At 64.6% G+C, this 23,264-nt stretch carries 23 protein-coding genes and 1 tRNA gene; 15 read left to right on the forward strand and 9 right to left on the reverse strand.

The genetic code is table 11. The features are described from left to right. Positions 1-4 precede the first annotated feature (4 nt). The gene (locus AB4118_RS01470) at positions 5-1,588 is read right to left on the reverse strand and encodes a D-alanyl-D-alanine carboxypeptidase family protein (protein WP_441488051.1); all 1,584 of its coding nucleotides are present in this window, start codon (positions 1,586-1,588) and stop codon (positions 5-7) included. 190 nt (positions 1,589-1,778) lie between these two features. Here AB4118_RS01470 and AB4118_RS01475 point away from each other — a divergent pair, with 190 nt between their 5' ends. The 7 genes from AB4118_RS01475 to AB4118_RS01505 all read left to right on the forward strand — a co-directional run bounded on the left by AB4118_RS01475 (position 1,779) and on the right by AB4118_RS01505 (position 7,126). Then, on the forward strand, positions 1,779-2,681 hold the full coding sequence (locus AB4118_RS01475) for an EamA family transporter (protein WP_441488052.1): 903 nt from the start codon (positions 1,779-1,781) through the stop codon (positions 2,679-2,681). A gap of 263 nt (positions 2,682-2,944) precedes the next feature. Beyond that, on the forward strand, positions 2,945-3,268 hold the full coding sequence (locus AB4118_RS01480) for an ArsR/SmtB family transcription factor (protein ID WP_441488053.1): 324 nt from the start codon (positions 2,945-2,947) through the stop codon (positions 3,266-3,268). Then, complete coding sequence (locus AB4118_RS01485; protein WP_441488054.1) at positions 3,265-3,675, forward strand: SRPBCC family protein; 411 nt, start codon at positions 3,265-3,267, stop codon at positions 3,673-3,675. The genes AB4118_RS01480 and AB4118_RS01485 overlap by 4 nt, the downstream gene beginning before the upstream one ends. A gap of 48 nt (positions 3,676-3,723) precedes the next feature. Next, a complete protein-coding gene (locus tag AB4118_RS01490; protein WP_441488055.1) occupies positions 3,724-3,954 on the forward strand; it encodes a hypothetical protein in 231 nt (76 codons plus the stop codon). 5 nt (positions 3,955-3,959) lie between these two features. Next, positions 3,960-4,475 (forward strand): DUF1801 domain-containing protein, encoded by a 516-nt coding sequence (locus AB4118_RS01495; protein ID WP_441488056.1) that lies wholly within the window; start codon positions 3,960-3,962, stop codon positions 4,473-4,475. A gap of 275 nt (positions 4,476-4,750) precedes the next feature. Further along, entirely contained in the window at positions 4,751-5,920 is a 1,170-nt protein-coding gene (locus tag AB4118_RS01500) for an acetyl-CoA acetyltransferase (protein ID WP_441488057.1), read from the forward strand. Positions 5,921-5,929: 9 nt separating this feature from the next. Next, the gene (locus tag AB4118_RS01505; RefSeq protein ID WP_441488058.1) at positions 5,930-7,126 is read left to right on the forward strand and encodes an MFS transporter; all 1,197 of its coding nucleotides are present in this window, start codon (positions 5,930-5,932) and stop codon (positions 7,124-7,126) included. A gap of 20 nt (positions 7,127-7,146) precedes the next feature. Here AB4118_RS01505 and AB4118_RS01510 read toward each other — a convergent pair whose 3' ends face one another. After that, entirely contained in the window at positions 7,147-7,419 is a 273-nt protein-coding gene (locus tag AB4118_RS01510; protein WP_441488059.1) for a BolA family protein, read from the reverse strand. Positions 7,420-7,535: 116 nt separating this feature from the next. On the opposite strand from AB4118_RS01510, the gene AB4118_RS01515 reads away from it, so the two are divergent. Both AB4118_RS01515 and AB4118_RS01520 read left to right on the forward strand, forming a co-directional pair. After that, entirely contained in the window at positions 7,536-9,173 is a 1,638-nt protein-coding gene (locus AB4118_RS01515) for a M14 family metallopeptidase (protein WP_441488060.1), read from the forward strand. Between the two features lie 176 nt (positions 9,174-9,349). Next, positions 9,350-9,970, forward strand: coding sequence for a DnaJ domain-containing protein (locus tag AB4118_RS01520; protein ID WP_113512968.1), 621 nt, complete (start codon positions 9,350-9,352; stop codon positions 9,968-9,970). A 111-nt stretch (positions 9,971-10,081) separates the two neighbouring features. On the opposite strand, the gene AB4118_RS01525 is transcribed toward AB4118_RS01520, so the two are convergent. Both AB4118_RS01525 and AB4118_RS01530 read right to left on the reverse strand, forming a co-directional pair. Beyond that, on the reverse strand, positions 10,082-12,073 hold the full coding sequence (locus AB4118_RS01525) for a methylmalonyl-CoA mutase family protein (protein WP_441488061.1): 1,992 nt from the start codon (positions 12,071-12,073) through the stop codon (positions 10,082-10,084). 113 nt (positions 12,074-12,186) lie between these two features. Beyond that, entirely contained in the window at positions 12,187-12,711 is a 525-nt protein-coding gene (locus AB4118_RS01530) for an Lrp/AsnC family transcriptional regulator (protein WP_441488062.1), read from the reverse strand. Positions 12,712-12,864: 153 nt separating this feature from the next. Here AB4118_RS01530 and AB4118_RS01535 point away from each other — a divergent pair, with 153 nt between their 5' ends. Beyond that, positions 12,865-14,109 (forward strand): aminotransferase-like domain-containing protein, encoded by a 1,245-nt coding sequence (locus AB4118_RS01535; RefSeq protein WP_441488063.1) that lies wholly within the window; start codon positions 12,865-12,867, stop codon positions 14,107-14,109. Positions 14,110-14,229: 120 nt separating this feature from the next. Further along, positions 14,230-14,943: an RraA family protein gene (locus tag AB4118_RS01540; protein WP_441488064.1), complete on the forward strand. Its 714-nt coding sequence runs from the start codon at positions 14,230-14,232 to the stop codon at positions 14,941-14,943. Between the two features lie 192 nt (positions 14,944-15,135). Here AB4118_RS01540 and AB4118_RS01545 read toward each other — a convergent pair whose 3' ends face one another. The 5 genes from AB4118_RS01545 to AB4118_RS01565 form a co-directional block, all read right to left on the reverse strand. Continuing rightward, positions 15,136-16,455, reverse strand: coding sequence for an MFS transporter (locus AB4118_RS01545; RefSeq protein ID WP_441488065.1), 1,320 nt, complete (start codon positions 16,453-16,455; stop codon positions 15,136-15,138). A gap of 45 nt (positions 16,456-16,500) precedes the next feature. Then, complete coding sequence (locus tag AB4118_RS01550) at positions 16,501-16,899, reverse strand: MarR family winged helix-turn-helix transcriptional regulator (RefSeq protein WP_441488066.1); 399 nt, start codon at positions 16,897-16,899, stop codon at positions 16,501-16,503. Between the two features lie 180 nt (positions 16,900-17,079). Next, positions 17,080-17,559: a DUF1178 family protein gene (locus tag AB4118_RS01555; protein WP_441488067.1), complete on the reverse strand. Its 480-nt coding sequence runs from the start codon at positions 17,557-17,559 to the stop codon at positions 17,080-17,082. A 101-nt stretch (positions 17,560-17,660) separates the two neighbouring features. After that, on the reverse strand, positions 17,661-17,918 hold the full coding sequence (gene grxC / locus AB4118_RS01560) for a glutaredoxin 3 (protein ID WP_113512981.1): 258 nt from the start codon (positions 17,916-17,918) through the stop codon (positions 17,661-17,663). Positions 17,919-17,962: 44 nt separating this feature from the next. Then, entirely contained in the window at positions 17,963-18,676 is a 714-nt protein-coding gene (locus AB4118_RS01565; RefSeq protein WP_441488341.1) for a ComF family protein, read from the reverse strand. A 290-nt stretch (positions 18,677-18,966) separates the two neighbouring features. Here AB4118_RS01565 and AB4118_RS01570 point away from each other — a divergent pair, with 290 nt between their 5' ends. The 4 genes from AB4118_RS01570 to AB4118_RS01585 all read left to right on the forward strand — a co-directional run bounded on the left by AB4118_RS01570 (position 18,967) and on the right by AB4118_RS01585 (position 22,940). Next, the gene (locus tag AB4118_RS01570) at positions 18,967-20,076 is read left to right on the forward strand and encodes an alkene reductase (RefSeq protein WP_441488068.1); all 1,110 of its coding nucleotides are present in this window, start codon (positions 18,967-18,969) and stop codon (positions 20,074-20,076) included. Positions 20,077-20,211: 135 nt separating this feature from the next. After that, positions 20,212-20,287, forward strand: a tRNA-Glu gene (locus tag AB4118_RS01575). Positions 20,288-21,034: 747 nt separating this feature from the next. After that, positions 21,035-22,057 (forward strand): helix-turn-helix domain-containing protein, encoded by a 1,023-nt coding sequence (locus AB4118_RS01580; RefSeq protein ID WP_441488069.1) that lies wholly within the window; start codon positions 21,035-21,037, stop codon positions 22,055-22,057. A gap of 325 nt (positions 22,058-22,382) precedes the next feature. After that, the gene (locus tag AB4118_RS01585) at positions 22,383-22,940 is read left to right on the forward strand and encodes a pyridoxal-phosphate dependent enzyme (protein WP_441488070.1); all 558 of its coding nucleotides are present in this window, start codon (positions 22,383-22,385) and stop codon (positions 22,938-22,940) included. The last annotated feature ends 324 nt before the right edge of the window (positions 22,941-23,264 follow it).

Consider the following 23,264-nt stretch of genomic DNA (forward strand, 5'->3'; position numbering starts at 1 on the left):
GGACTCAGGCGTCGTCGTTCACTTTGGCTTTCGGCTTGACGGGGGGCTTCACGGCGCCTGTGCGGGCCGGCTGAGGCTTGGGTTCACTCTGGCCGGGCTTGGTCTTGGCCTTTGCCGCCGCTTCCGGCTTGGCCTTCGCCGCCGCGTCGGGCTTTGCGGGGGCCGGCCTTACAGGCGGGCGGGCCGCCTGTTTGATGCCTGCGGCTGAGCCTGGGCGCAGGCTGGACGCCGCCGCCGCGCCGGGCCGGATCGCGCCCTGCAGCTTCATGGGGCCGCTCTGGAAGGCATTCGACGGAGGCTGGACATCCTCGCTGCTCGGAGCGAAGGCCGTCGTCCCGCGCGGAATGGCGCCATTGCTCGAGGCGGTGCGTGTCGATGGGCCGGATGCTACTCCGGCGGACACCGGGGCTCCTGGCGTAATGACCGGCGCGCGATCGCGGGCGAACTGGGTGTCGGGCCGCGCCGTGGCATTGGCGGCGAGCGGGGCCGAAGCAGAGCCCGGCGTGCGGCCGAAGGAGACCTGTACCGGTGTCATCGGCGCGCGCGGCCCCAGGACAATCCGGCCGGAAGGTGTGCGGGTCAGCAGGGCGCCTGTGGCGCGAGCCTGCGGCTGCGGCCCGCCGAAGCGCTCGCTCATGGCGTTGTCGTTACCGCTGCCGGATGCGGCATTGGCAGCGATGGGGCCGGACACGTCGGAATCGTCCGCCAAAGCCACGCCGCCGCCTCTGCGGCGAACCTCGTCGCAGATATTGTTGGCGCGTCCACCATTGCCGGAGGGCAGGCTGGCGAGGGTGTAGCCGGAGCCTCCCCATTTCGAGAAGCCGTCATCGAGCAACTGCGCCGCCTTGACGGTGCGTTCGGAGGCGGACAGCGCACCCAGCACGACCGCGACGAGCGTGCGGCCGCCACGCGTCGCCGTCGCCACGACGTTGAAACCCGAGGCACAGACGAAACCGGTCTTCATGCCGGAGATGCCGGAATAGCGTCCGACGAGGCCGTTCGTGTTCTGGAGAACCTGCTTGCCGAGCTGAACCGAGCCGGTGTTCCAGTAATCGGAATAGTCCGGGAATTCGCGCATCAGCGCCATGGCGAGAACCGCGAGGTCGCGGGCGCTGACCTGCTGGTTCGGATCATGCCAGCCATTCGGATTGGTGAAGACCGTGTCATTCATGCCGAGGCGCTGGGCTTCGGCATTCATCATCCCGACGAAGGTCTCGACATCGCCGCCGACGCCCTCGGCGATGACATAGGCGATGTCGTTGGCCGATTTCACCATCATGATGCGCAGGGCGTTGTCGAGCGTGATCTCCTGCCCGGCGCGGATATAGACCTTGACGCGCGGCTGGCTCGCGGCCCGCTTCGAGGCGGGGATCGCCGTTTCAAGCCCGAGCTTGCCGGCCCGCACTGCCTTGAGCGCCAGATAGGCCGTCATCATCTTCGTGGTCGAGGCCGGGTGCCAGGCCTGGCTGGCATTCTCGCTGGAGAGAACGGCGCCACTGGACGCATCGACCACCAGACTCGTGCCGGCGAGGGCCGGAGCGCTGACGGACAGGGCAAGGGCGAGGACAGCGAGACGGGGAGCGTTCATCGGGCGGGTCTTGAGCCTGTCTGGACGAGGGTTGAAGGCGCAGGGTTCAACGCGACGCGTGCGGCATTTTCGAGACGGCGCGACCGATCGGCCCGCCCATGGACGCATACCTACCCCCAGCGGAGCGATTTGCCTAGTCATGTCGGGCGGCCGTAAAGCCTTGGTCACAGTTCCAGCCCCGGATGCCCGCGTGAGCTTTACCCTCTTCTGGATCCCGGCAACGATCGTCGCCTCGCTGCTGCAGACGGCGCGCAACCTCACCCAGCGCTCGCTGACGGAGGTGATCGGCGTCGTCGGCGCGACGCAGGTGCGCTTCCTGTTCGGTCTGCCCTTCGCGCTGCTGTTCCTGCTCCTCGTCTGCCTTGGCCTGGGGCGCCTGCCGCCGCAGATCAGCCTTGCGACGCTCGGCATCACGAGCTGGGGCGCGCTGACCCAGATCGCGGCGACGGCCCTGATGCTGGCGGCGATGAGAGAGCGCTCCTTCGCCGTGACCACCGCCTATACCAAGACGGAGCCAGTCCAGGTGGCGGTCTTCGGAGCGCTGCTGCTCGGGGATGCGCTGAGCCCGGCGAAATTCGCAGCGATCGTGATCGCAACGGCCGGTGTCGTCCTGGTTTCCTGGAAGCCGGGCGAAAAGCTGAGCCGGGCGGGCCTGCGTCCCGCGCTGCTCGGCATCGGCTCAGGCGCCTGCTTCGCGCTGTCGGCCATCGGCTATCGCGGCGCGATCCAGTCTCTGCCGGATGGCGACTTCCTGATCCGGGCGACGACGACCCTTGCTCTGGGGCTGGGCCTGCAGACACTGATCCTGACGCTCTACATGCTGATCGCCAACCGCAAGGCGCTGGTCCTGAGCCTGAAGAACTGGCGCCGTTCGCTGACGGCGGGTTTCCTTGGCGCGGCGGCTTCGCAGTTCTGGTTCATCGGCTTCTCGCTGACGACGGCGGCCAATGTCCGGACCCTGGCTTTGATCGAAGTGCCACTGGCGCAGATCGCCTCGCGCAAGATGTTCTCGGAAGGTACGACGCGGCGCGAACTGCTGGGCATGGCAATGATCGTCTTCGGTGTCGGCCTGCTCCTGATGCTGGCGATTTAGCCGGCCGCCGCTCCACGGAACCGCTTGGGCGACTATCTTGCGGACACGGCCGATCTTGGGTGCCTGACAGGTTCGACCCAGCGCCGATATGTGCCGGCTGACCGATGAACAGCCGCGCCGCAACGGGTGGCGAGGCTGCCTCTCCGTACGACATGTCCGGTGGTTCCTGTGACCGATCATGGTGCTGCGATAGCACCGCGCTTGACCTACGCATATCTCGGCGGTTATGAGTCAAATCAATAGCCAATGAGTTATGGGTTCCGATGCTGAACGCTCACGACGCGCTCTTCAGGACGCTCGCCGATCCGACGCGGCGGGGCATTTTCGAACGGCTGTGTCGCGAAGGTGAGCAGACGGTCGGGGCACTCACAGCCCAAGCCGGGATCTCGCAGCCGGCCGTTTCAAAGCATCTCGGCATTCTGAAGCAGGCCGGGCTGGTGCGGGATCGCCATGAAGGGCGTCAGACGCATTATAGCGCGCAAATCGGCGCCCTGGGCCCGCTGATCGACTGGACGAACCAAATGGCCGGGTTCTGGCACAGTAAATTCGACGACCTCGAAGACCTGCTGAAGAGGATGGACCAATGAACGAAACGTCGACCGAAACGCTCTCGGTCGTTGTCGAGCGTGAGATAGCCCATCCGCCGGAAAAGCTCTGGCGCGCTCTCACGCAACCGCATCTCATCGAGGAGTGGCTGATGAAGAACAACTTCAAGCCAGATCTGGGCCACCGGTTCAATCTCAGCGCGGACTGGGGCGTCGTCGAGTGTCAAATTCAGGCGATCGAGCCGCACAAGACGCTGACCTACACGTGGAACACCAAGGATCTCGAGAGCGTCGTCACCTGGACGCTCATCCCTACGAGCACCGGGACCTTTCTGCGCATGGAGCAGACGGGGTTCAGGCCGGACCAGCAGCCCTATTACCGGGGAGCAATGGCTGGCTGGCCGCGGTTCTTTGGAAATCTGGAAGAGGTCATGGCGCGGACGGATTGACGTCTGCGTCGCCCGATCCGCTGCACCTTGCCCTCAGAGGAGGTCCCAATGAACTGGAACGACTGGATTCGGCAGATCCACCGCTGGATGTCGATTATCTTTACGGTGGTCGTCATCGCGATCTTCATCGCCTTGGGCCTTGGGAAGCAGCCTGCCGAGTGGGTGTATTTCCTGCCGCTGTTCCCGCTCTTCGTGCTTCTGCCCACCGGTCTCTACATGTTCGCGCTGCCCTATGCCGCCAAATCGGGCGGCGGCCGACGCACCGCCAGACAGCAGTGAAGATGATGACTGGGATGTCCAGAAAGCCGGAGCAGGCCACGGAGAACGAGGCCGCCGAGCCGGTTCTCGAGAAGCGGGCCAGACCGCGCAAATCGGCGCTGAAGGCGCAGCCGGGCGAAGTCGTCCTGCTTTCGGGTGGCAATCCCCAGATTGCCAAGGGCTATGGTGACGCCCCCGTGCAGGCCTATATCGCGGCCATGCCGGGCTGGAAAAGCGACGTCGGACGCCGCCTCGATGCCATCATCGAGCGCACCGTTCCCGGGGCGCGCAAGGCGGTCAAATGGAATTCGCCCTTCTACGGAGTGGAGGGTCAGGACCAAGGCTGGTTCCTCGGCTTTCATTGCCTCACGACATACGTGAAAGTTGCGTTCTTCCGCGGCGCATCGCTGAGCCCTGTTCCGCCCGGTGCGTCCAAGCAGAAGGACGTGCGCTATCTCGATATCCATGAGGGCGAACTCGACGAGGCGCAGTTCGCCGCTTGGGTGAAACAAGCCAGTCAGCTGCCCGGCGAGAAAATGTAGGCCGTCAGTTGGACGTGCCGCGGGCACAGGTGGACGCGGAAAGCTCGACCAGGCAAGCCCAGCACAGTCTCCAGCGTCATGCAGAGAGCCGGCGCAGAATGCGCGAACAGGCTCATCCTCTCCCCTCATGGGCGGCAACGCGCTATATCGTTACGAGCGGGGCTTCGCGGGCAGTCCCCCTTTCTGCGCACGGCCGGATTGCGCTGTTTCCGGCTTGAACGATACCGTGGTCGGGCGCAGATAAGTGTAACTGCACATTACTCTGAGAGGTCGTCATGAGCGCTGCAATCGTCGGCTGGGCCCACACGCCGTTCGGCAAGCAGGATGCCGAAACCATCGAGAGCCTGATCGTCCGCGTGGCGACGGACGCGTTGGTCGATGCCGGCATTACCGCCGAACAGGTCGATGAGATCGTTCTCGGCCACTACAATGCCGGCTTCTCCGCCCAGGATTTCACGGCCTCGCTCGTGCTGCAGGCGGACCCGGCGCTGCGCTTCAAGCCGACGACGCGGGTCGAAAATGCCTGTGCGACCGGCTCGGCCGCCGTGCACCAGGGCGTGCGCGCCATCAAGGCCGGCGATGCCAAGATCGTGCTCGTCGTCGGCGTCGAGCAGATGACCAAGACACCTTCGGCCGATATCGGCAAATTCCTGCTCAAGGCCTCCTATCTGCCGGAAGATGGCGAGACCCCCGGTGGCTTCGCCGGTGTGTTCGGCAAGATTGCCGCCGCCTATTTCCAGCGCCATGGCGATCAGTCGGATGCACTCGCCATGATCGCGGCCAAGAACCACAAGAATGGCGTCGAGAACCCCTATGCGCAGATGCGCAAGGATCTCGGCTTCGCCTTCTGCCGCGAGGAGAGCGAGAAGAACCCCTATGTCGCCGGGCCGCTGAAGCGCACCGATTGTTCGCTGGTCTCGGACGGCGCTGCCGCGCTGGTACTGGCCGATCAGGCGACGGCGATGGAAATGCGCCGGGCCGTCGGCTTCCGTGGCATGGCCCATGTCCAGGACTTCCTGCCGATGTCGAAGCGCGACATCCTCAAATTCGACGGCTGTGCCGAAGCCTGGAAGAAGGCGCTCGCCGATGCCGGCGTCACGCTGGATGATCTCTCCTTCGTCGAGACGCATGACTGCTTCACCGTCGCCGAGCTGATCGAATACGAGGCGATGGGCCTGACGAAAGAAGGCGAGGGCGCCCGCGCCATCAAGGAAGGCTGGACGCAGAAGGGCGGCAAGCTGCCGGTCAATGTCTCCGGCGGCCTGAAGGCCAAGGGCCATCCGATCGGCGCGACCGGCGTCTCGATGCATGTGCTCAGCGCCATGCAGCTCACTGGCGAGGCGCCCGAAGGCATGCAGGTCCAGGACGCACGCCTGGGCGGTATCTTCAACATGGGTGGGGCTGCGGTGGCCAACTATGTCTCGGTGCTCGAGCGGATCAAGTGACCGTCTGACGTGACGATCTTCCTGGCGCTGCTGCCGGCCTATATCCTCTCGATCTTCTACCGATCCTTCCTGAGCGTCATCGCCAGCCCGGTGATGACGGATCTGGGGATCGGGCCGCGCGAGCTGGGATTTCTGGGCGCGGCCTGGTTCATAACCTTCGCCCTGGCGCAGTTCCCGGTCGGCTGGGCGCTCGACCGGCTGGGGCCGCGCCGGACCGTCGCCGTGACGATGGCAATCGGCTCGGCCGGCGCCTTCCTCTTCGCGACGGCGACCCACGCTGTCACCGGCACGCTCGGCATGGCGATGCTCGGGCTTGGCTGCTCGCCGATCTTCATGTCTGCGCTGTTCCTGTTCGCACGCACGCAAGATCCCAAGCGCTTCGGTTTCCTGACCTCGGCCTTTATCGGCCTCGGCTCGATCGGCAATCTCGTCGGCGCGGGCCCGCTGGCGGTCGCGGCTGCCCGCTTCGGCTGGCGGCCGTCGATGCTGGTCGTGGCCGCCTGCTTCCTGGCCGCGACCGTGGTCGCCGCCGCGCTGGTTCGTGATCCGCCCAGGGCCAAGGCGGCCTCAGGCGGTGACGAAGGCCTGCTCAAGGGGCTGCGGAGCATTCTCGCGCTCCGTCCGCTCTGGCTGCTCGCGCCGATCACCCTCACCGGCTACGCGATCATCGCGACGATCCGCGGTCTCTGGATTGCGCCCTTCATGAGCGGCGTGCACGGTTTCGATGCGATCGCCAGCGGCCATGTCGCAACGGCGATGGCGATGACCATGATCGCGGGCGCCTTCCTCTATGGTGGGCTCGAACAGCGGCTCGGCCGCAGCAAGCCGCTGGTCCTGTGGGGGACGGTGCTGACCGCGTTCTGTTTCATCGCCCTGGCACTCTGGGGGGATGCGCATTCGGCGCTGGCCATCGGCCTGTTCGCGCTCATCGGCGCGACGGGGTTCACCTATGCGGTGTTGATGGCGCATGCACGGCTGTTCTTTCCCGAGCACCTGATCGGGCGTGGCATGACCTGCATCAATTTCCTGTTCATTGCAGGCGCAGCGGCGATCCAGTCCGGCTCGGGCTGGTTCATCGCCGAGCAGCGCCAGGCCGGACTCGACGCCGCGACCACCTTTGCCCATCTCCATTGGGGCTTTGCGGCGCTGCTGCTCGTCCCGAGCGCGATCTACGCCTTCATGCCGGAGCGGCCCGGCAAGAGCTGATCGGCCAAGAGCTGATCGGCTCAGGCCTCTCCCGGTGCCTTGGCGACAATCGCCAGCGCATGCACCCGGTCGGCCAGTTCCTGGGCCAACGCCGCGTTGACGAGGCGATGACGCTCCAGCCGGCTCTTGCCGGCAAAGGCGGAGGAAACGAGCTCGACGCGAAAATGCGTCTCGCCGCCCTCGCGCCAGCCACCATGGCCCTGGTGCTGATGCGATTCATCGATGACACGCAGATGCTCCGGCGCCAGTGCCGAATCGAGCTTGCTGGTGATGCGTTCCGCCATGCTGGTCATCTGTCGCCTCGTTCCGCTGGGCCGTCAGCAATCGCGGATTGCTTGTCCGGTCTCCGTCGCCGTTTCATAGTCGCCGCCTGGTGTCAGGTGAATGCGGCATTTCGCTGGAGGTTGGGATGAAGACGAGAACGGCGTTCGCTCTTGGGCTGTTGACGCTGCTCGGAGCCGCTCCCGCTCTGGCGCAGGAGGAGGGCAAGGTCGCCGACTACAAGCAGAGCGAGGCCGTGCTTGCCCGCTACAAATCCGTGCCGATCCCGCTGGCGACGCCGTCGCTGACACGCGGCACGCCCGGGCTGACCACGCAGGCCGAGCTCGACGCCTTCGTTGCCGATCTCGCCGCCAAGGCGCCGGCCCAGGTCGTGCTCGGCTCGCTTGGCACGTCGCAGCAGGGACGTGATCTGCCCTATCTGATCTTCTCCAAGGAAGGCGCCAAGGATGCGGCGGCGCTCAGGGCGTTGGGGCGGCCCATCGTCTGGTTCGTCGGCCAGCAGCACGGCAACGAGCCGGCCGGTGGTGAAGCGATGCTCGCACTCGCCAATGATCTGGCCACGACCGACCTCAAGGCCGTGCTCGACAAGCTGGTGGTGGTGATCGTGCCGCGCACCAACCCTGACGGGGCAGCGGCCGACAAGCGCACCGGTGCCAACGGCTTTGATCTCAACCGTGATCACCTGCTGCTGACCTTGCCGGAGACGAAGGCGCTGCATGCCAAGCTCGCCGAGCTGCCGCCCGACGTCATCGTCGACGTGCATGAGTTCTCAGTCGCCAATCGCTGGCTCGAGAAGTTCGGCGGGCTCAATGCCGCCGATGCTATGATCCTCTACGCGACCAATCCGGCCGTGCCACAGCAGACGACGAAGCTCGCGTCCGAGCTGGTCAAGCCTGCGATGGACAAGGCAATGGCCGAGAAGGGGCTCTCCTCCTTCTGGTATTTCACGACGGGCTACAACAAGGACGACAAGGTCGTCTCGATGGGCGGCAATGCGCCCGGCATCGCGCGCAACCTGTTCGGACTTTCGGGCGCGGTCTCCTTTCTGATCGAGACGCGCGGCGTCGGCCTCAAACTCGAGAACCTGGAGCGGCGCATCGCGACGCATTACGTCATTTCCCGGTCGGTTCTCGATACGGTCGCCGCCAATGACAAGGCGGTGCTGCAGGCGGTCGCGGCTGCGCGCGGCGAACTGGCGAAGAACGAAGGCGAGCTGGTCGTCGGCCACCGCATTGCCACCGTCAAGATGGCGATCCCGCTGGTCAATCCCGACACCGCTTCCGACATGCCGACGGAAGTCGATTTCCGCGACTCGCGCCAGGTGACGATCACCGGGCGCCGGGTGCGGCCGGAAGGCTATATCGTGCTGGCCTCGGGCCAGCCTGCGGTTGAAGCCCTGAAGCTGAAGGGCATCGCCGTCTGCGCATTGGGCGGGCCGGCTTCGCTCGATGTCGAGGCCTTCGTCGTCGAGCAGAAGGGGACGGTGAAGAAGGCCGATCGCGAGAACATCAATCCGGACCAGGCGGTGAAGGTCGAGCTCAGGCCGCGCCGGCTGGACGTTCCGGCGACCGCAGTCTTCGTGCCGATGACGCAATCGGGGGCGAATGTCATCGCCGCCTCATTCGAGCCGGATTCTCCGGGCTCTCATGTCGGCGTCGGCTTGGTCGAGGTCGCGGCGGATTCGGGCGAGGCTCCGATCTACCGCGTGCCGCGTGGGGCCAGGCCGATATTGGCTTCGGGCGGTGATCCCGCATGCAGCCGTTGAGACTGGCGCAGCGCGTCATTATCTAGGACGCATTGACGGCCACCCGGATTGCTGGGATTCTGACGCGATCGGGGCCGATCTCTGCAGCGTTTCGAATGTGTCCGCCGCAGGCGCCTGACAGCGCCTGTCGTGCAGAGCTTGTCCGTTTGGCTTTCCGCCCGCATAACCGAGAGACCATGAATTTCAATTCTCGCCTTTTCGACCGGATCAGGATCGGCCCTTCCGAGGCGGAAGAGGTGGTCGAGACTGTGGCTGTGCGCTGCGACCATTCCGGGTGCCAGCGCGCCGGTGAGTTCCGCGCGCCGAAGGGCAGGGGGCGGGAAGGCCAGTTCTTCCAGTTCTGCCTCGAACATGTGAAGGCCTATAACGCGACCTATAACTACTTCTCCGGCATGAATGACGAGGCGCTCGCCGCCTATCAGAAGCAGGAAGAGATCGGCCACCGGCCAACCTGGAAACTCGGCGTCAATTCCAAGGCGGCACGCATGTCGCAGCGCGGACGCGCGGCGGCTGCCGGCGATGCCGGGCCCGAGGTGCAGGACGGTTTCAACATCTTTGGCACGCGCAGGGAGCAGCAGGCTGCAAAGCCGGAGCCCCGCGTCGGCGCCGTGGCGCGCAAGGCGCTCGACGCGCTTGGGCTGGACGACACGGCCGATTCCGTCGCGATCAAGGCGCGCTACAAGGAACTGGTGAAGCGCTTCCACCCCGACGCCAATGGCGGCGACCGCTCGCGCGAAGGCACGCTGCAGGAGATCCTCAAGGCGTATCAGCAGCTGAAGACCACGGGGCTGGTCTGAGACGACCTATCGGGCCCTCCGGGATGATCATGTGACGTAACCTGCTGCGCTGCCGGTGCGCCGGCTCGCCCATCTACCCCCGGCGGGTTTGCCGATGGCGCGCCGAGTGCCCTATTTCTGCGTTTTCGCCGCGAGCCCGGCGACATCCGCGATGATCCCGTCCAAGGCGAAATCCTTCGGCGTATAGACCGCGGCCACGCCCATGTTGCGCAGGGCATTCTCGTCATCGGGCGGGATGATGCCGCCGACCACGACCGGGATCGTCATGCCGGCGACGCGCAGCCGGGCCGTGACATCGCGCACCAATGGCAGATGCGAACCGGAAAGGATCGAGAGGCCGATGATGTCGGCCTTGGTCTCCTGGGCCTGCGTGACGATCTCCTCAGGGGTCTGGCGAATGCCGCCATAGTTCACCGCCATGCCGGCATCGCGGGCGCGGACGGCGATCTGCTCGGCGCCGTTGGAGTGACCGTCGAGGCCAGGCTTGCCGACGAGGAAGCGCGGTGGGCGTCCGAGCTTTGCGGTCGCGCGCGCGACGGCGGCCTTGACGGTCGCAAGGCCGGGATCGTCGCCCCGCTTGCCGGTGTCGACGCCGGTCGGGGCGCGATACTCGCCAAAGATCTCGCGCAGGGCCTGGGCCCATTCGCCGGTGGTGACGCCGGCCTTGGCGCAGGCGATCGAGGCCGGCATGACGTTTCGGACTTCCCTGGCGGCTGCCGAGAGCTCCGCAAGCGCAGCCTGTGCTGCCTTGTCGTCGCGGGCCGAACGCCAGGCCTTGAGCCGGCCGATGGCTTCCATCTCGACGGAATCCGGCACGGTGACGACATTGCCCTCTCCGGCCGAGAGCGGTGAGGGCTCGCTGGTGGTGAACTTGTTGACGCCGACGACGATCTGCTCACCGCGCTCGATCGCCTCGATACGGCGTGCGCCGTTCTCGACCAGCGCCTGTTTCATGTAGCCGGACTCGACTGCGGCCAGCGCGCCGCCCATGGCATCGATCTTCGCGAGTTCGTCGAGGGCAGCGGCCTTCAACTCCTCGACCTTGGCGTCGATTGCGGCCGAACCGTCGAAGATGTCGCCGAATTCGAGCAGGTCGGTCTCGTAGGCCAGGACCTGTTGCATGCGCAGGGACCATTGCTGGTCGAAGGGGCGGGGCAGCCCCAGGGCCTCGTTCCAGGCCGGAAGCTGAACGGCCCGCGCGCGTGCCTTCTTCGAGAGCGTCACTGCCAGCATCTCGATCAGGATGCGGTAGACATTGTTCTCGGCCTGCGGCTCGGTCAGGCCGAGAGAATTGACCTGCACGCCATAGCGGAAACGGCGCATCGCCTCCTCCTGCACGCCATAGCGCTTCAGCGTGATCTCGTCCCAGAGATCGACGAAAGCCCGCATCTTGCAGAGTTCGGTGATGAAGCGCATGCCGGCGTTGACGAAGAACGAAATGCGCCCGACGATTCCCGGAAATTCCGCTTCGCTGACCTCCGGCTGGGCCCGAATCGAGTCGAGCAGCGCGATCGCGGTCGCGAGCGCATAGGAGAGTTCCTGCACCGGCGAGGCGCCCGCTTCCTGCAAATGATAGGAGCAGACGTTCGTCGGGTTCCATTTCGGCAACTCCCGGGCCGTGAACACGACGATATCGGTGGTCAGCTGCATCGAGGGGCGCGGGGGGAACACATAGGTGCCGCGCGACAGGTATTCCTTGACGAGATCGTTCTGGGTCGTGCCTTGCAGCGTCGCGCGCGGCGCGCCCTGCTCATCGGCAACCGCGACGTAAAGCGAGAGCAGCCAGGCGGCGGTCGCGTTGATCGTCATCGAGGTGTTCATCTGCGCCAGCGGGATCTGGTCGAACAGAGCCCGCATGTCGCCGAGATGGCTGATCGGCACACCGACCTTGCCGACCTCGCCGCGCGACAGCACATGGTCGGGATCGTAGCCGGTCTGGGTCGGCAGATCGAAAGCGACGGACAGGCCGGTCTGTCCCTTGGCGAGATTGGTGCGATAGAGCTTGTTCGACTCGGCCGCGTCCGAATGGCCCGCATACGTGCGGAAAATCCAGGGTTTCTCACGCTGCGCCGGCTTGTCGCCGATTGGGCCGATCGCGTTCATCGCCGCTCCCTTGCCGTTCCACCCTGGACCCAATGCAATCCCAATGTTGCACTGCGGCGAAGATAACGCCAGAGGGCTGCGCAAGTCGTCTCCGACATTCGGATGAGTCGGCGCTACACGCTGCCGGGCGCATGCCTGGGCTGGCTGAACCGTGGTTTCCTGCCTGGTGCGTGGCTGGCTACATCCAGGAGCTGGTTGGATTTCTGCGTGTCGAGGATCACCATGGTCGAGGTCTCCGCGACGCAGGGAATCGCCTGCAATGCAGCGCTGATGAAGGTGCGGAGCGCCTCGATATCCCTGACCCAGACGCGCAAGAGATAGTCGACATTGCCGGTGACCAGCAGGCATTCCGTGATCTCGGGCTGGCCCTGGATCGCGGTCATGAACTGGCTTGCCGCATCCGGGCTTTGCTTGGCCAGTTTCACGCTCACCATCACGCAGATGCCGAAACCGAGCGCAGTCGGACTGATCTGCGCCGAGTACCCCTCGATGACGCCGGCGTCTTCGAGCCGCTTGATCCGGCGGCTGCATGGCGTCGGCGAAAGGCCGACTTTCTCGGCGAGTTCGAGAGTTGAAATCCGACCGTTATCCTGAAGTGCGGCCAGGATCCTTCGGTCGATCCGGTCCAATTCGATCATGAGTGATTTTCACTCCAGAATTGCGGGTTGATGGCGATTATCCGCAAAGGAAACGCAGCAGGCCGGAACATCGCACGGATTCTCTCACTTCACGACTGCTATAGTCGCTCAAAGGACATCGTGCCCGGCTGAAACAAAGGTGGTTCAAGCGTCATGGCGATATCGAATGCCCAGCTGCCGGCAGCACGTCCTGCGCTCTCGCAGTGGTTCAAATCCGGCAACAGCATCACCCAGCAGTTCATGGCGATCGGCGGGCGGGCGGATATCATCAGCCTTGCTGGCGGACTGCCAGCGGCCGAGCTCTACCCGGTGGATGCGATCGCTGCCGCAAGCGAGCGGGCGCTGAAACGCTGGGGCGCCGTCGCGCTCGAATACGGCTCGGTCGAGGGGTTGCCGGCGTTGCGCCAGGCCATCGCCGAGCGCGTCATGGCCAGCACGGGAAGGCGGTTCGGGCCGGAGAATGTGCTGCTGACGACAGGGGCGATGCAGGGGCTCGACCTGATCGGCAAGGCGCTGATCGATCCGGGCGAGCTGATCGTCAATCAATTCCCGACCTATCTCGGCGCGCTCGATGCCTGGCGACCGCGCCACCCGCGCTATGAGCGGCTGGACTGGTGCCTGCAACGGCCCGGCTTCGACCTGGCACTGCGCCAGGCCAAGTTCGTCTATACCGTGCCGAACTATTCCAACCCGACTGGGGTGCTCGTCAGCCAGGCCGAGCGTGCGGCCTTGCTCGACAAGGTTCTCGAGGCCGGCACCTGGCTGGTCGAGGACGATCCCTATCTGCCGCTGCAGCTCGATGGCGAGGCCGGGCCCAGCATTCTCGCCGCCCATGCCGCGCGCTATCCGGATGGGGCCTATGATGGCCCTGTGATCTATCTGGGAACGCTGTCCAAAAGCCTCGTGCCCGGCCTGCGCGTCGGCTGGATCGTGGCCGAAGCCGGGATGATCGCGACATTGGCGCTCGCCAAGCAGTCGACCGACATCAGCAGCAGCATGTTCACCCAGGCGGTTGCGCTCGAACTGCTCGAAAGCGGCTTTGAGGCCACCCATATTCCGCGCATCGTCGCAGCCTATCGCGAGCGGCGCGATGCTCTTTGTGCCGCCGCTTCGCGCCATCTCGGCGAATGGTTCGAGTGGGATATCCCGCCTGGCGGCATGTTCGTCTGGTTGCGGGCGAAGTCCAGCGAGATCGACACCAACGAACTCTACAAGTGCGCGCTCGAGGACAAGGTCGCCTTCGTGCCGAGTAGCGTGTTCGATCCCGATGGGGCGCTCAACAGCGCGATGCGGGTCAACTTCACGCGCTCCTCGCCAGAGGTTCTTGCCGAGGGCGTGCGCCGGCTGGAGCGGGCTGTTCAGCGCTATCTTGGCAGGCGTTCGGGACGGGCGGCCTGAGCTCGCGCTCATTGAATGCCCGCCCGGACAGAGCAAAGCGACGATCTGGGTTCTCTGCCTTCAACCCCTCCTGCCTGGTCCAGCACCAAGCCTTCCTCCGGTCGCCGGGGAGGGCGGGGCGTGAACCGAGTTTCTGAACCGCTACCAGAAAAGGCCATCACCATGCCGACCCGCCTCGACAATCCGCGCAATTCCCGCCTTCCCGATGGCCTGATCGACGCCTGGCGCGCGGTCCCGAGCTCGGTCATTGCCGACCAACTCGGCGGTGTCGGCCATGCCGATCCGCGCATCCGGCCGATCCGGCCTTTTGCGCCGGGCACGCGGCTGACCGGCTCGGCCGTGACGGCCTGGTGCGAGCCGGCCGATTACGGGCCGGTGCATCATGCGATCGCGATTGCCGGTCCCGGCGATGTCGTCGTGGTCGCGGCAGGCGGGCGGCGAGATGCGGCGATGATCGGCGATCTGCTCGGCGGTGCCGCGCGCCTCAAGGGCATTGCCGGCGTCGTCGTCGACGGGGCGGTGCGGGATGTCGGGCCGGTCTCGCAATGGCCCGACTTCATCATGTTCTCGCGCTGGGTGATGCCACGCGGCCCCTCCTCGATGGAACGGGGCATCGTCAACGGCCCGATCGTGTTCGGCGGTGTCGCGGTGCAGCCGAACGATCTCGTCATCGGCGATGATGACGGGCTCGTTTTCGTGCCGCATGCGCTGGCCGAGGCGAAGCTGGAGCCCTGCCTTGCACGCGTCCGCGCCGAAGTGGAATGGGAGAGGGTCTTGGCGGGCGGCAAGTCGACGGTCGAGGTCTTCAAGGTCCCCGCAATCGAGCCACTCTGAAGCCTGCCCGAAATGTGGGCCGCGGTTTTCGGGAACGCCGAAGCGCGCACAGAAGCCGAGATCATCGGGCCGGATACGATATCCGATCCGATGATCTAAGCTCCACGCCGCGGTGCCAACCCGCGCCGGGCCGCAGCCGGCTTTCTCAGCCGGCAATTGTGAGCGTTGGATCGCGCTGCTGGCGCTGATCTCTCAGGCAGTAGCCCTGGCGCTCGCCAGCGGGGCATTGGTCCCGCGGAGCGTGATGGCAAAGGCAGCCGCGAACAGGCACAAGGCTCCGGCGATGAAGAAGGCCGGGAGATAGCTCTCGTAGACGGTCCGGCTGAAGCCGGCGCCATAGGCGGCGAAGGCTGCGCCGAGCTGGTGCCCGGCGAAGATCCAGCCGAAGACCAGGTTGGTCTTGTCGCCGAAGCGGTCCGCCGCGATCTTCACGGTCGGCGGTACGGTTGCGACCCAATCCAAGCCGTAGAACACGGCAAACAGCGACAGGCCGTAGAACGAGAAGTCGCTGAAGGGCAGGTAGAGCAGCGAGAGGCCGCGCAGCCCGTAATACCAGAACAGCAGCCAGCGGCTGTCATAGCGATCCGAGAGCCAGCCTGAGCCCACCGTGCCGGCGAAATCGAAGATGCCGATCACTGCGAGCACGCCGGCCGCCGTGACCGCCGCCATGCCATAATCCCCGCAGAGCGCGATGAAATGGGTTTGCACCAGGCCGTTGGTGCTCGCGCCACAGATGAAGAAGGTTCCGAACAGCACCCAGAACGTCTGGGTGCGCACCGCTTCGCGGAGCGCAACGAGCGGAGAGGCCAGCATGGTCAGCAGGCTGGTCGGAGCCACAGGCGCTGGCTCGATCCTGGTCTCGCCATAGGGGGCGAGGCCAACATCGGCGGGCCGGTTGCGCATCAAAAGGAGCACGGCCACGGCCGCGATCACGATCATGGCCAGTACGAAGACCATGGCGGAGCGCCAGCCGACGCGCTCGGTCAGTTCCGCGAGCAAGGGCAGGAAGACGAGTTGCCCCGTAGCGGTGCTTGCCGTCAAAAGTCCCACCACCAGGCCGCGCCGTTGCGCAAACCAGCGCGTCGCGACGGTGGCGCCGAGCACCATCGCTGTCATGCCGGTGCCGAGACCGAGGACGATGCCCCAGAGCAGCATCAGGTGCCAAAGCTGCGTCATCACGAAGGAGCCGAGCACGCTGGCGGCGATGAAGGTCAGGGCGACGCCGACGACGGGCCGCAGGCCGAAGCGGTTCATGAACGCGGCGGCGAACGGGCCCATCAGGCCGAACAGGGCGAGGCGGATCGCCAGAGCGGAGGAAATCTCCGAGGTTGCCCAGCCGAATTCCTTCTGAAGAGGTCCGATCAGCACGCCCGGCGCGCCGACCGCGCCGGCCGTCACCAGCATGGTGAGGAAGGTCACGGCGGCAACGACCCAGCCATAATGCACGCCGCGCCGGGCGAAGAGCGCTGCAAGCCCGGTCGGGGCCGCGGGAGCGAGAGCGTCAGTGGGCATGCAAGTCTCCTAGTTACGGGTATATGCCCGCATTGGTGCGAGAGATCAAAGTGAATCGAGCGCCGCGCGAAGGTTCCGCATGGCCTCGGCACCGAGCCGGTCATGCAGCGCCTTCTGCGCTGCATCCCAGAGCGGAGCGCCATCTTCGAGGACCTTTCGGCCCGCATCGGAGAGCGAGACCGTGGCCTCGCGCTGGTCCCTGCCGCGGCCGAGCGCCACGAGTTTCAATTTCTCGAGCACGCGGACATTGCGGCCGATCGTCGAGCGGTCGAGTTCGGTCAACCGCCCGAGTTCGGTCAAGGTGACGGGGGCGGAGCGCGCGATCGTCCGCATCAGGCTGAACTGCGCAATATTGACGCCGACCGGCGCAATGGCCTCGTCGTAGAAGGCAGCCATGCGGCGAGAGGCCGAACGCAGGGTCGTGCAGATACAGGGGCTGGACATGAGTGCGGGTATATGCCCGCAATCATGAAATTACAAGGGGTGCTGGAATGGGCACGCGCTGCGGTGCTTCCTGCAGGTGCCCTCCGGGATGCTCACATCACAGGGGGAGCATCCCGTCTTGGACTAATGGGCGACAAGCGCGTGGATAGCCCGGGCGTGCCGGGTGACTGGTGGGAAAAACTAGTTTCGACCGCCCGGCAGCCGCGGCAGCGGCATGAACTCGACGCCTTCCTCGTGCAGCAGGCGGGCATCGTCGGGCGTCGCTTCGCCATAGATGGCGCGGTCATCGGCTTCGCCGTGATGGATCTTGAGAGCTTCCTCGGCAAAGCGGGGACCGACATGTTCGGCGGTCTCGGTGACGTGCTTATGCAGAGCCGTCAGCATTTCGCGGAAGGCGATTTCCTTCTCGCCCATCAGGGCGACGGGGGCTGGTGCAGGCGTTGCCGGGGCAGGGAGAGCCTCCGAACCAGGCGCCTCGGCGCGCGGTCCGCGATCTGTCCGCGTCACGCTCGGCGACATGATGGCGCGCTCGACCTTGCTGCTGTTGCAGACCGGGCAGGAGACGAGGCCGCGGCGCGACTGCTCCTCGAAGCTGGTGGAGCTCGCGAACCAGCTTTCGAACTCATGGGCGCTGTCGCAAAGAAGGGAATAGCGGATCATCGTTGACTCATGAGGCGGCTGGCTGCCGCGATACACCCGGACCGTCGCCGCGCCACCTGGCGCGGACGCCCGGCAATTCTGTCATTCCTCATGATGCGGCCTCATGCCGCGAGCAGCGTGTCGAGTTCGCCGCGGGCATCGAGCGCATGCAGGTCGTCGGAGCCGCCGACATGACGGTTGCCGATGAAAATCTGCGGCACGGAGCTGCGGCCGCCGGCCCTCTCGCTCATGGCGCGGCGCAGCTCCGGCTTGCCGTCGACATCGATCTCTTCAAAGGCCGCGCCCTTCTTCTTCAGGAGCGACTTGGCGGCGGTGCAATAGGGGCACCAGCTGGTGGTGTAGAGCGTGATCTGCGGCATGACGGTTCCGGCGATACTGTTCTGACACATCATGTAGTGTGCCATCAGGCATCCGTCACCACCCGCGCGAAGGTGAGGACATCGACATGGCTGGCGCCGGCACGCAGCAGGGCCCGTGCGGCAGCATTGACGGTCGAGCCGGTGGTGAGGACATCGTCGACCAGCAGGATGCGCCGGCCCGCGATCGTGGCCCTCATCGCCGGCAGGACCTTGAAGGCGCCCTGCAGGTTCTCGATACGTTGGGGACGCGTCAGGCCGATCTGCTGTTTCGTCCGCTTGACGCGCGTCAGTGCCTCTGGAGCGAAGGCGACGCCGCTCTGGCGCGCGACGACCCTTGCAAGTGCCGCGGCCTGGTTGAAGCGGCGGCGCCAGAGGCGTGTGCGGTGCAACGGCACTGGAACGACACAATCCGCCTCGACGAGGATTTCGCGGCCAGCCTGCGTCATCATCCGGCCGAGCGTGATCGCGAGCTCGAGGCGGTCGCCATATTTCAGCCGGTGAACCAGCTCGCGCGCCGTACCGTCGAAACGGCAGACGGCACGGGCGCGGGCAAAGGCCGGCGGCTCGGCGATCGCCGCAGGCGAGACGATGCCATCGCCGAGATCGATGGCGATGGGCGTGCCGAGGCGCTCGCAATACGGGCGCTCGATGAAGCCAATTCCGCTCCAGCATGCCGGGCAAAGGCCTTGGGCCTCAGCGGTCGCTCCCTTGCAGGCAACGCAGGACGGCGGATAGACGAGGCTGATCGCACTGCGCATCCCAAGCCGGGAGGCGGTCCCGACAGCGTTCAGCCAGCGAGAGCCGGTGCCGGCCAGGGAGAAGGATTTTCTATCGTCGGTTCCCTGCGCGACCATACCTGTGTCGATCCCGGCCCGGAATGAGTGGCTGCATTGCTTTCATCCCATGCCAGCATTTGCGGCCCTGCCAATTCCGCACGCAAGTCTTATCTCCTCTTGCGTCCAACGCATGGCAAGGCGAGGTGACTTGTCATGCCATGCGGTTTTCAATCGCTTCATGGCAAGGGCCGCGAGCTAAGAGGAACCATCCGATGAGCCAGTCCGGTGATCACGCTGCCTCCCTGTTCACTCCGTTCCGTCTCGGCGAGATCGAACTCAGGAACCGCATCGTCATGGCGCCGCTGACGCGCAACCGCGCGACGCGGGGCAGCGATGCCCCGAATGCCCTGAATGTCGAGTACTACCGCCAGCGCGCCAGCGCCGGGGTTATCGTCACCGAAGGCACGCAGATCTCGCAGCAGGGCCAGGGTTATGTCTGGACGCCGGGCATCTATAACGACCAGCAGATCGCCGGCTGGAGGCAGGTGACCGACGCGGTCCATGCGGCCGGCGGCAAGATCATCACGCAGCTCTGGCATGTCGGGCGCGTCAGCCATGTCTCGCTGCAGCCCGGCCAGCAGGCGCCGGTCGCGCCCTCCGCCATCCCGGCCAATACCAAGACCTATATCGAAAGCGGCTTTACAGCGGTCTCCGAGCCGCGCGAGCTCGCTGCCGACGAGATCCCAGGCATCATCGCCGATTATGTCCGGGCGGCGGAGAACGCCAGGGCGGCCGGCTTCGACGGCATCGAGCTTCATGGTGCGCATGGCTATCTGCTCGACCAGTTCCTGCGCGACGGCTCCAACAGGCGCAGCGACGCCTATGGTGGTTCGTTGGAAAATCGCGTGCGGCTCGTTCTCGAGGTGATCGAGGCCGTCGCAACGGTATTTCCGAGAGGCCGCATCGGCATCCGCATCTCGCCGGTGAGCCCGGCCAATGATGCTCGCGACAGCGATCCGCAGGCGCTGTTCGGCTATCTGGTCGAGCGGCTCAACGAAACCGGTATCGCCTTCATCCATGTCGTCGAAGGCGCGACGCGCGAGGCCCGCGACTATCTGCCGTTCGATTATCTGGCGCTGCGCAAGGCCTTCAAGGGCGCCTATATCGCCAATAACGGCTTCACCCGCGAACTTGCGATCGAGACGCTGGCCGAGGACCGGGCCGATCTCATCGCCTTTGGCCGGCTGTTCATCGCCAATCCCGATCTGGTCGAGCGGCTGCAGCAGGATGCACCGCTGAATGCGCCGGATGTCGCGACCTTCTATGGCGGCGATGCCGCAGGCTATACGGACTACCCTTCGCTGGCGCAAAAGGCCGCCTGATCGGCCGCTTTGACACATGGAGCCATGAGGGCGGGCGCGTCCATCGTTCGCCCTCATTCGATTTATCCCACGGTTTGTGCACGAAAACAGTTGCAGCGGCGCGGAAGCCCGACTAAACACCGCCCGTGCCGCGCTGCTCCCTTCGTCTAGCGGTCTAGGACGTCGCCCTCTCACGGCGAAAACAGGGGTTCGAGTCCCCTAGGGAGCGCCAATACGGCCAAATGAGCCTGTTTTATAAGGCTCTTTTCCTTCTCTTGTCCCGCTTCCGTTTTCGGTGGGACGATTGTCGAGCCAGCCTGAAGCTTCTTCATCGCTGAATCCGCCATCTGCGGCTTACGTGCTGCGCGGGTGTATCGCTCCACCTCCTCAAGCGTCCGATGCCCTGTAATGGGCATGAGTTCGTGGGCAATGGCCTGGCTTTCTGCCAGCCGCGCGAAGATGGCCTTGCGCAGTCCGTAGGGTGCGACTGTGGGTTTTCACCGGACATTCATGAACCCTGAGCGCTGTACCCATCTGTGACGTCGACATTGCGCGCCTGGACAGTGGCGAGATCATCTTCGCTGAACTGCGCAGCCGCACCGGATCTCGGTTCTGGATCGTTCCCAAGTAAGATTCGTAGCGGAGCGTGTGCGCGTGAAGCCTGATGCAGGGTGACGATCAGCATCGTTTGGCATCGCTGGTGAACTTGCTGCCGTTGTCACAGACGATCATCTTCCGCCCGCCGCGCTCGACGATCACGCGGTCGCGTTTGCGGGTGACCGGGAACTCACTTTACGGTGGTGCGCAATTCGGCATCCTTTCTTGGAGAGTCGTCTGTTGAAAATCTCTTCTATCCCAAGGCGTTAGTGTCCTATAAACTCGATCAAAGCGTTGCTTTACTGACACGATTAACGTAAGGGTATAGGAAGGTCGGATAATTATTTCCTAGAATAATTTGTTAATGATGGACGGAAATTGGATGAATGTTGTCCATGTATCATTCTCTACGGAAGAGCTTTCTCCGAATAAGCAGTTCGACGCTTGGCGCGGATGGTTCGGAACTGTTTTCAATGCGGTCATTGACGAGCCCGAAGCAGGATTTGTGGCTACCTGTGAAACCTGGAACTTCGGCGGGTTTGGCTTAAGCCGGGTTCAAGCTCCCAGGTTGCAAGCCATTAGAAGCGCTGGCCTTATTCGCCAAAATCCGATCGACCATTGGAACATCGCGGTCGGCAGAAAGCGAACAGCGGGAGAGGTGGGCGGTCATCGTGCTATCGATGTTCCTGCCGGAGTACCTTACGTTTCCTCGCTGGGGCGGACGCTCACGAGCGCCAGAGACGATGATGAGCGGGTTCAGCTTTATCTCCCACGAGATAGCTTTCCGGAGCTCGCGGCCGTCCTGGACGGGATGGATGGAAGAGCGATTCCAGGAGCGATGGGCCAACTACTAGGGGACTTCCTGGTGTTGTTGGCGAGGAATGCACCGGCTTGTTCCGGAGCGAATGCGCCGGCTCTACAATCCGCAGTCCGGGGGATGGTGCTTGCCTGTATTGCTCCGTCAAAAGACAGTGCTGTCCAGGCGGCCACCCCGATCGCAGTTGTGCGTAAGGATGGCGTTCGAAAAATAATCGATCAAAATCTCCATAGGCTCGCTTTTGGTCCTGACTTCCTGTGCCGAGAAGCAGGTGTGTCGCGTTCCCAGCTTTATCGCCTGTTGGAAGCCGAAGGCGGGGTAAAGAACTATATCCAGCGGCGGCGTCTCAAGAAATGTTATTCCGAGCTATCAAGGGGCACCAATCTCCGCCCCATCGCAGCTATTGGCGAGGAAATGGGGTTTGCAGACCCCTCAGGTTTCACCCGAGCGTTCAAAAAGGAGTTCGGGATGAGCCCGTCAGAGGTTCGAGCCACCCAATCTATGCATTCAATGAGCAGTCTTAACCCGCAGGGTTTGCCAAGGCAGAGAATAAACGGTCTTCGCGACATTCTGGAAAAAATGGCGTGACCGTCCTCTGCATCCCCGAACCACCGATCGCCCGCTGGGGCGGAAAGCGCATAGGATCGCTGCCACGCGAAGCCGATTCCTTCCAGCGGATCGCGGCGCGCGAATTCAACGCAGGTGCGTGCCCGCCCGATCGTCGATAAAATGACGGCGTAGGAGCGCGACGCAGCGGTCCAAGTCCCAGAGCCGAAGCGCGGCGGCGGCATGTCGAGGGGATCGACTTCCTCGATGGGCTCCAGGTCGCGCTGGCGTTCGGCGTGGTTCAGGGCCGTTACAGACTTGGCCAGGCCAATTGTGTTCTCCAGGTGACTTGCCGCGGCCGTCTTGCTTGTTCCGCCTGCGCCGAGCCCGAAGGGATCGCAGGCGGCGAATCATCGCTGGAGCCGCGACCGTTGCAACAGAAGCCATGGAGCAGGCATCTGTTCTCGGCGCGGTTCCCGACTTGTTTATCGCTACCGCATCGGGCGGAGGCCTATCGGCGGGCTGCGCGCTCGCGATCGCTGGTAGCGGTTCCACCATGCTTGCGGTCGAACCATTCGGCTTTGACGAGCTCGCGCGAAGCCTTTCTGCTGGACGTCGGGTGGCCATAGAGGGCCACGCGACATCGATATGCGATGCTCTGCTTGCCCCGATGACAGGCGCGTTGCCCTTCGACATTCATATGCGATCAGGAACCAAAGTGGCCGTGGTCGCAGACAATCACGCCCGCGCCGCAGTATCCGCATTGTATGCGGAGTTCGGCTTGGTGACTGAGCCCGGCGGAGCGCTATCGGTAGCTGCCTTGCTTGCCGAACCAAGTCTGCTGCAAGGCCGCGCCTCAATTGCAGTCGCCAGTGGTCGGAATTTGGATAGGGAGCGATTCATCAGCATGATTTCCGAGGCATGACGGTCGCCCCGGCTTGATTTAGCGCTGAGTTCGTTTCCAGCGATCTTGGAGCCGTTTCCCACGGAACAAGCGCCGGCGATCACCGGATTGTTGCTTTTTGCAAGGCCGAATCCCGAGGGGATTCGTGATGGGCGGTGACGGACCATTGCCGGTTGCGACTGGCGCGAAATGGCAAGACGGGCAGGCTGCCCATGCCCGAAATGCTCGCAACGGAATTCGCCTGCTGATCGCAGACCGATCCGGCCTTCCTCGCCGATCGCAAGGCCGCGAAAGCGGAGGTGAATGCAGTGAACGCGACGCGGGCAAGCGCGATGCCAGATTGCG

It is taken from the genome of Allobosea sp. 2RAB26, from assembly GCF_052115465.1.
Classification (GTDB): Bacteria; Pseudomonadota; Alphaproteobacteria; order Rhizobiales; family Beijerinckiaceae; genus Allobosea.

What these genes read in the sequence shown, in the direction of transcription:
- AB4118_RS01470 (WP_441488051.1), bottom strand. Translation starts at nt 1,588, where the DNA reads ATGAACGCTCCCCGTCTCGCTGTCCTCGCCCTTGCCCTGTCCGTCAGC.
- AB4118_RS01480 (WP_441488053.1), top strand. Translation starts at nt 2,945, where the DNA reads ATGCTGAACGCTCACGACGCGCTCTTCAGGACGCTCGCCGATCCGACG.
- AB4118_RS01485 (WP_441488054.1), top strand. Translation starts at nt 3,265, where the DNA reads ATGAACGAAACGTCGACCGAAACGCTCTCGGTCGTTGTCGAGCGTGAG.
- AB4118_RS01490 (WP_441488055.1), top strand. Translation starts at nt 3,724, where the DNA reads ATGAACTGGAACGACTGGATTCGGCAGATCCACCGCTGGATGTCGATT.
- AB4118_RS01495 (WP_441488056.1), top strand. Translation starts at nt 3,960, where the DNA reads ATGACTGGGATGTCCAGAAAGCCGGAGCAGGCCACGGAGAACGAGGCC.
- AB4118_RS01500 (WP_441488057.1), top strand. Translation starts at nt 4,751, where the DNA reads ATGAGCGCTGCAATCGTCGGCTGGGCCCACACGCCGTTCGGCAAGCAG.
- AB4118_RS01510 (WP_441488059.1), bottom strand. Translation starts at nt 7,419, where the DNA reads ATGACCAGCATGGCGGAACGCATCACCAGCAAGCTCGATTCGGCACTG.
- AB4118_RS01515 (WP_441488060.1), top strand. Translation starts at nt 7,536, where the DNA reads ATGAAGACGAGAACGGCGTTCGCTCTTGGGCTGTTGACGCTGCTCGGA.
- AB4118_RS01520 (WP_113512968.1), top strand. Translation starts at nt 9,350, where the DNA reads ATGAATTTCAATTCTCGCCTTTTCGACCGGATCAGGATCGGCCCTTCC.
- AB4118_RS01525 (WP_441488061.1), bottom strand. Translation starts at nt 12,073, where the DNA reads ATGAACGCGATCGGCCCAATCGGCGACAAGCCGGCGCAGCGTGAGAAA.
- AB4118_RS01530 (WP_441488062.1), bottom strand. Translation starts at nt 12,711, where the DNA reads ATGATCGAATTGGACCGGATCGACCGAAGGATCCTGGCCGCACTTCAG.
- AB4118_RS01535 (WP_441488063.1), top strand. Translation starts at nt 12,865, where the DNA reads ATGGCGATATCGAATGCCCAGCTGCCGGCAGCACGTCCTGCGCTCTCG.
- AB4118_RS01545 (WP_441488065.1), bottom strand. Translation starts at nt 16,455, where the DNA reads ATGCCCACTGACGCTCTCGCTCCCGCGGCCCCGACCGGGCTTGCAGCG.
- AB4118_RS01550 (WP_441488066.1), bottom strand. Translation starts at nt 16,899, where the DNA reads ATGTCCAGCCCCTGTATCTGCACGACCCTGCGTTCGGCCTCTCGCCGC.
- AB4118_RS01555 (WP_441488067.1), bottom strand. Translation starts at nt 17,559, where the DNA reads ATGATCCGCTATTCCCTTCTTTGCGACAGCGCCCATGAGTTCGAAAGC.
- grxC (WP_113512981.1), bottom strand. Translation starts at nt 17,918, where the DNA reads ATGCCGCAGATCACGCTCTACACCACCAGCTGGTGCCCCTATTGCACC.
- AB4118_RS01565 (WP_441488341.1), bottom strand. Translation starts at nt 18,676, where the DNA reads ATGCGCAGTGCGATCAGCCTCGTCTATCCGCCGTCCTGCGTTGCCTGC.
- AB4118_RS01570 (WP_441488068.1), top strand. Translation starts at nt 18,967, where the DNA reads ATGAGCCAGTCCGGTGATCACGCTGCCTCCCTGTTCACTCCGTTCCGT.
- AB4118_RS01580 (WP_441488069.1), top strand. Translation starts at nt 21,035, where the DNA reads ATGAATGTTGTCCATGTATCATTCTCTACGGAAGAGCTTTCTCCGAAT.